The organism is Petralouisia sp., assembly GCF_056822245.1.
The window spans coordinates 104,846-112,037 of the sequence record NZ_JBQIOP010000006.1; the positions used below are offsets into that span (position 1 = coordinate 104,846).

General features: G+C 40.1%; 7 protein-coding genes. All 7 read left to right on the top strand.

Annotation, left to right across the window (positions count from 1 at the left end; all coding sequences use genetic code 11):
* The first annotated feature begins 401 nt into the window (after positions 1 to 401).
* The 7 genes from ACTO17_RS04065 to spoIVA all read left to right on the top strand — a co-directional run bounded on the left by ACTO17_RS04065 (position 402) and on the right by spoIVA (position 7,056).
* Positions 402 to 842: a DUF2712 domain-containing protein gene (locus ACTO17_RS04065; protein ID WP_172537902.1), complete on the top strand. Its 441-nt coding sequence runs from the start codon at positions 402 to 404 to the stop codon at positions 840 to 842.
* A gap of 292 nt (positions 843 to 1,134) precedes the next feature.
* Positions 1,135 to 1,830 carry a hypothetical protein gene (locus ACTO17_RS04070; RefSeq protein WP_482556992.1) on the top strand — a complete coding sequence of 232 codons (696 nt, stop codon included), beginning with the start codon at positions 1,135 to 1,137 and terminating at the stop codon, positions 1,828 to 1,830.
* A 3-nt stretch (positions 1,831 to 1,833) separates the two neighbouring features.
* Positions 1,834 to 2,637, top strand: coding sequence for a hypothetical protein (locus tag ACTO17_RS04075; RefSeq protein WP_482556993.1), 804 nt, complete (start codon positions 1,834 to 1,836; stop codon positions 2,635 to 2,637).
* Positions 2,638 to 3,404: 767 nt separating this feature from the next.
* Positions 3,405 to 4,247 carry a hypothetical protein gene (locus ACTO17_RS04080; protein WP_482556994.1) on the top strand — a complete coding sequence of 281 codons (843 nt, stop codon included), beginning with the start codon at positions 3,405 to 3,407 and terminating at the stop codon, positions 4,245 to 4,247.
* Entirely contained in the window at positions 4,244 to 4,873 is a 630-nt protein-coding gene (locus ACTO17_RS04085) for an ABC transporter ATP-binding protein (protein ID WP_482556995.1), read from the top strand. Before ACTO17_RS04080 ends, ACTO17_RS04085 begins: the two co-directional genes overlap by 4 nt.
* An 18-nt stretch (positions 4,874 to 4,891) precedes the next feature.
* Positions 4,892 to 5,449, top strand: a complete 558-nt coding sequence (locus tag ACTO17_RS04090) for a DUF5028 domain-containing protein (protein ID WP_172537896.1) — start codon at positions 4,892 to 4,894, stop codon at positions 5,447 to 5,449.
* 119 nt (positions 5,450 to 5,568) lie between these two features.
* Complete coding sequence (gene spoIVA / locus ACTO17_RS04095) at positions 5,569 to 7,056, top strand: stage IV sporulation protein A (RefSeq protein ID WP_172537895.1); 1,488 nt, start codon at positions 5,569 to 5,571, stop codon at positions 7,054 to 7,056.
* The last annotated feature ends 136 nt before the right edge of the window (positions 7,057 to 7,192 follow it).

Here is a 7,192-nt window from a genome sequence, read left to right on the forward strand (position 1 = left end):
CAAAACCTGTACTTTCTAAGAGAATATGTATATCATATAGATATATAGCACAAATAGATAAATAAGTCAATACCTTATTTATCTAAATGGTTATTGACAAAGAGGGATGATTTGTGTAGTATATAATTGCAAGGTTAACATCAGCTTAATTACATATTTTGTAATTAATAACAACAGAGAAGGGGGGATTCTATGGATGTGCAAAAAAAGTCCTCATAAAACCAAGCGATGAGAAGTGCCATTTAATGGCGGTAGGTTTTATGAGGATATACTTAGTATAATATTCTTTTTAGTTTATTGCAAGAGATTTGCAGCAGGAAAAATTACAAATTACAGAGATATTTCAGTGTGAAAAATCATAATTTGCACATTGGGAACAACAGGAACAGGAGGATAATACTATGTTAAGAAACAAAATTAAAAAAATTGCAGGTGTTGCTTTGTTATCAGTGACAATCATTGGAATAAGCGGAACAGTACAGGCCAATGCAAATAACTGGCAGGATACAAATTTCACATTTAACTTTAATAATTCACAGAAATATACTGTAGCGCGTCCAAAAACTGACACCAGTAAATTATATATGAAGTGTGAGAGTATTACTCCAAACACATCTTATACAGCGCATGCTATTGGATGCACCTCGGCATCATCCAGCGATAGGGTTGATTGTTCAAAGGGAAATAGCTATAGCTTTAGTAAGGCCGGGGACGCTCATTATATGACAAGCTGGGTAAAAGAATGGAATTACGGATATGCCAGGATTGCCGGAAACCCGAATTATGGATATGCATTTTCAGCATCAGGTAAATGGAGTCCAGACAATAAAGCAGGTCTTTAAAAATTATATAAGTTTTGTAAGACATGCCTGATTAAATGAACTAAGGGGTGTTGCAAAATAAAGTTTTTCTGCAGGATACGGGGCGCTGGTTGATTCTGGTATCATTATACTGCATGAATTTCCTGTTTTGTGACAACTCCTTGGTTCTATTCAAGAGTATACTTATTTGCCAAATGATTTGCCTGTTTTCTTGAAATAGCGAAAACTTGTTGGCAAATCATTTCGCTCACGGGTATAAAAAGGAAAACAGTGCGTTTCTGTGGTTCCATAATATTTAGAAAGGAAGCTGTCCATGAATCGTAATAGTAAATATGCCATATTCTGTATCATCATAATGATAACTTTATCTGTGTCTGCCTGTTCTGCGAAACAGTCGGAACCGCAGAAATCAAATGGAATTATCCAGGAAAATCAGGTTTCAGACAAAGATAATACAGATGGAAAAGCGCAGAATATTGGTTCTGCAGATGTAGAATATGTGGATGATGAATATGTAATGTCAGATAATTTATTGCCGTTTGGTTCGGAAATTATTTATGAAGATATTTCCTATAAGGTTTTAAATGTGGAGAAAACGAAAAAATTTGGCGGCAGAATCCGAAATAATCTGAATGATCTCTCTTTTGAAGGAATAGATTCGGAAGGTAATCTGAAAGGAAACGAAACATATGTTTTTTTGAAGATATGTTTTACAAATACATCAGAGAAAGAAAAAGAAATATACAGAAATCAGGGAGTGATAACAGGTATCGCTGAAGATTTTCAGATTTTTCAACTTAGCGCAGATACTGTGTACATTGATCAGTTCTGGAATGGGGGAGACGAATCCAGTGTTCAGCATTATGTACTGAAGCCTGGTGAAAGTGTGGAAAGCGAGGTTGGTTATCTTTTACAGGATGCTGATGTTCAGGGAAAATTGTACTACATGATAGGAGATACGTCTGAGTATGACGATATTGATAATAAGTTTGTGGCTCTGGAGGAATAAGGTATGGGAAAATTGATGCGGGCAGAGTTCTTTCGGGCATTTCATAATAAAATATATATGGCTTCGATTGGAGTTGGATTGCTGATTTGTATCTGGCATTTTTGGGAAAATGTGTATCCGCTGAAGGATTATGTGTATACGGCACAGTACCCTCTTTCTTCTTTTGCAAAATGGCTGGGAGGAGATAACAGTTCTTTACAGCCGGTATTGTATTATTTATTGGTTCCGATTTTGTGCGCCCTGCCATATGCCGGAAGTTATTTTTCTGATATAAAGACAGGATATGTCAAACAAGTGCTGATACGAAGTAAGAAAAAAGATTATCTGAGATCTAAATATATTATGACTTTTATTACAGGGGCCACAGTATCTGCAGTGCCTCTGGCGTTGGATTTTATTTTGACAGGCATGGTTTTGCCGGCGGTAATTCCGCAAAGCGGAACTGGAATTTTTGGCGGAGCGCCTAAAATGCTGATGGCTGATTTATTCTATACCCACCCATATTGCTATCTGTTTTTATATTTGATTCTGGATGCCGTATTTTTCGGATTACTTACTACAATCGCATTGCTTGCAGCTCATTTGACAGAAAATCGCTTTCTGGTCATACTTATGCCGTTTTTATGCTATTTATTTGTATTTTCAGTGAGCCAGATGACAGGAGCCGTACAGTTAAGCCCGTTTGGTTTTTTGAGGCCAAGCCAACCGGTTTTTTCTACATGGCACATTATATTGGGAGAATTATTGCTTCTGATATTGGGAGGAGGAATTTTTCTGTATGTCAGTACCAAGAAAGAAATCCTTTAATGCCGTTCCTGTTTTCCAGACTATGTGGCGTCAGGCTTCAGGTGATAGAAGACAGTGGTTTTTATGGTTTGTAATACAGTCAGCATCTTCTTTTTTTTATCTATACCGCATGAATTATCATTATGTTTGCGAATACGGGCTAATGCCGTGTAAAGCGGATTTTTTTATATGGATGGATATGTTGCCGGCAAAGTATACCTTTGTTCTTCCGGTTGCTCTGTGCATTTTTATGAAGCTTGGGAAGGAATTAGAGTCAGAACAGTATTTGATACGGAAAATACACAGAAGGAGCGTCTGGTATGAAATGTTTATTCGTACAGCAGTTGTTTCTATATTATTAACGGCGGTTACTGTAATGGCAGTCTCACTTTCTGCTGCTTTAAATGATTATGCGTTCATGAATTGGAATGAAAAAAGGAGTCTGTACTGGTTTTTTATGAATGGACAAGTGTGTGCCAGAACGATAAGCTTCTGGAAAGTGATATTGTGTTTTTCATCTTTAAACTTTTTGAATTACTTTTTTACTGGTATGGTGGCGGCTGTCACCAGAATTATAATTGTGAGTCCGATACCTGCCTGGATTTTTTGCCTGGGAACAGCCTTGTTTGATTATGGAAGGAGCCATCCTCTGTTTTTTTATGGAAAATATTCTGTCGCTTATGCAAATTGGACAGAAACACATTTTTTAAGAATGGCGCTTTCAGGGGGAATACCAATTTTATTAATGTTTGCAGGCGGACTGGCAGCCATCAGGAGGAAAAATTATTATGGAAAAGCAAATATTCATGAAAAGTAAACGATGGAACAGTTTATTAAAATATGATTTTGTATGCGGGATGTGGAATAATCGTTATAGATGGGCGGTTTGTTTTGGAGTATTTGTATTTTTGGCGGACTTATCTGTTCAAACCTGCAATATGGCGGATATAGATGCCGGATATTTGGGATATTACACATATTTGATGCAGGGACTGCCAGAGTATATCCGGACAGAGACCAGTATCTTCCAGCTTCCGGTTCCGTGGCTGATTTTTCATGGATATCTTTTTTTTCTTATATGCTCTTATCCTGTAAGTGATTTATCTGGCTGTGGTCAGCAGATTATGCTTCTCTCAGAAAAGAGAGAACGCTGGTGGCTTGGAAAAGTATGCTGGTGTGTATGGAATATTTTTTTCTATTATGTGAGTTTTAACTGTATTATGCTTGTGATGTCCCGGCTCAGAGGAAATTTCTTTAAAAATACAGACGGCTTGAAAAATGTGCTTGGTATTGATGCAGGACTTGTGAACGCAGAGGAATTTATCATGATATGGGCATGTCTCCCGGTTCTTTTTTCAATTGCTTTGGGACTGGTTCAGATGGTGCTTGGGATTCTTATTAAACCAGTTGCCGCTTATTTTTTTACTATGTCATATTTGATTACTTCGGTTTACTGGAAATCTCCCTTTTTACTGGGAAATTTTGCGATGATATTGAGAAATCGTCCCATCATAACAGATGGACTTTCATCTTATATGGGGATGCTGTTATGTGCAGGAGTGAGTGGGGCCGCCATTTTTACAGGGCGGCTGATTGTAAAGAAAAAAGATATTTTAGAGGTGGAAAAATGAAAATAACAGTCAAAGATTTGACAAAAGAAATAAAAGGGGTTCGTGTTCTGAATGGCATAAACCTGGAAATGGAGGATGGATACATTTATGGGCTGCAGGGAAAAAACGGTTCTGGAAAGACAATGTTTATGAGGGCTGTCTGCGGTTTCGTTTTGCCAACGAAAGGAAGCATTACGATAGATGGCAAAGTCTTGGGGAAAGATATGTCTTTTCCGGAAAGTGCGGGTATGATGATTGAAAATCCTGCTTTCCTGCCGAATCTTACCGGTTTTGACAATTTAAAGCTTCTGGCCTCTGTAAAGGGGATTATTGGAAAGGATGAAATTGAGGAGGCTTTGCATTGTGTTGGACTGGAACCGCTGGATAAAAGGAAGTATCGGAAATACTCCCTTGGAATGAAGCAGCGTCTTGGAATTGCCTGTGCGATAATGGAAAATCCAAAACTCCTGGTATTGGACGAACCTTTCAACGCATTGGACAGTGAGGGGGAACGGCTCTTGCGGGAGATTCTGATAAAAAGAAAAGAAGCCGGAACATTGATTATTCTTTCTTGCCATGATAAGGATGAACTGGAAGCTTTATCAGATCAGATTTTCCTAGTCGAGAATGGAGTTTTCTCAAGTTAGAGGGAGGCGTCAGATAAGATGAAGAAAATAAATACGATGATAGTTCTGATTTTGCTTATATTGGCCGGAGCACGTTATTATTCCGTAAACGCTCATTATCCCAGTCCAAAAGTGAAAACTTATACGAAGGGGGAAACTCTTGAATTGGGGAATTACCGTTTTACTTTAAAGAAATGGGAATGGCACAATGGAGAAATATATCATGAACTGATGCCTGGGTATGTGTGGCTTATAGAAAATGGAAAAAGTTATCCCAGTGAAAAGGAGCGTGTAGGAATTGCCACGGTTACAATCGAAAAATGGAAAGATGACGACACGTTTTTAGATTTGACCAATATTACATTTGAGTCGAAGGCATGGGGGAATCAGTGGGATCATGAATTTTTTATGGGGATCAATCAAGAGTTGGAAGGGCTGCGCCTTGAGATGAAGGCCGGGGAAAGCCAGGATATACTGTTTCCGATTGCGACAGGGGAGATTCAATTTCCGCAGAAGGAATGGGATATGATTGATCAGAGGGATTTTTATATAGTGATTGATTATTATCCTGTAAAATATCAGTTATTGTGTGAGTAATGCTTGAAAATTGAATATATCTCCTTTGGAAGAACATATGTGAACGCCTGGTACAAATATCTGGCATTCCCCGCAAACCTCCTGCATATACTGATAACAGTAGAACAGGAGGTTTTTGTATGGAAAATATCAATACAGGTACATATAATATTTACAAAGATATCAGCGCCAGAACCGGCGGAGATATCTATATCGGGGTGGTGGGGCCTGTGCGTACCGGCAAATCCACGTTTATCAAGCGTTTTATGGACGTGATGGTGCTGCCGGAAATGGAGGATGTGCACAGCAGAGAGCGGGCCACGGATGAACTGCCCCAGTCAGCCCAGGGCAAGACCATCATGACCACAGAGCCGAAATTCGTGCCCAAGGAGGCAGCCAAAATAAAACTCAGCGAGGACTTAGAGGTCAGCGTCCGGCTTATTGACTGTGTGGGCTTTATGGTGGACGGCGCCACCGGACATATGGAAGAAGGGGCGGAACGGATGGTGAAAACCCCCTGGTTCGACTATGAGATTCCTTTTACCCAGGCTGCGGAAATCGGCACCCAGAAGGTGATTCGGGAACATTCCAATATTGGAATTGTGATTACTACAGACGGTTCCATCACGGAACTGCCCAGAGAGAGCTATATTCCTGCAGAAGAGAAAACCATTGCAGGGCTGAAGAAACTGGGCAAGCCCTTTTTGCTGCTTTTGAATACCCAGAAGCCTTACGGGGCGGAGAGCCAGAAATTAGCGGAGGAGCTTTCGGAAAAATACGGAGTGTCCACATTGCCGGTGAACTGCGAGCAGCTGAGAAAAGATGATATTTTCCGGATTCTGGAAGGAATTCTCTATGAATTTCCCATTGAACGGGTGGACTTCTTTCTGCCGAAATGGGTGGAAATGCTAGAAAATACCCATAAAATCAAAGAAAATATCATCAGCAACGCCATGCAGATTCTTAAGAAATTCACCTTTGCCAAAGATGTGCGGAACACGGAGCTTGTGCCGGAGGGAGAATATATCCGCCGGATGAAATTAGATAAGGTGGAGCTGTCCCGGGGCTGCGTCCAGATTATGTTTGACATTGACCAGAAATATTATTACGAAAATATGAGCGAACTGACAGGGGTTCCCATTTCCGGGGAATATCAGTTGATTTCCATGATTCGGGAACTGTCCGCTATGAAAAAAGAGTATGATAAGGTAGGCAGCGCCATGGAGGCCGTGAAGCAGAAAGGATACGGCGTGGTAACGCCCCAGCTTACAGATATTGAAATTGAGGAGCCGGTGCTGATCCGCCACGGCAATAAATTCGGTGTGAAAATCAAGGCCCAATCTCCCTCGATTCACATGATCAAAGCGAATGTGGAAACCGAGATAGCCCCGATTATCGGAAGCGAAGAGCAGGCCCAGGATTTGATTGGGTATATCAAAACCTCCAGGGAGCAGGAGGAAGGGATCTGGCAGACCAATATTTTTGGGAAATCCATCGGGGAACTGGTGGAGGACGGAATCCGCAGCAAAATTACCATGATGGATGACGAAAGCCAGGTGAAGCTGCAGGATACCATGCAGAAGATTGTCAATGACAGCAACGGAGGACTGGTGTGCATTATCATATAGAAGATGTGTTTCACTGAAAGAAATGTTGTGAACGGTCAATGTCATTAACTTAAGGAATCTTTTACATTTTGAATGGTAAAAGGTTCCTTTTTTCGGTGTTTATACTGTATAATGAAAATAGCTAACTGATGTTTTT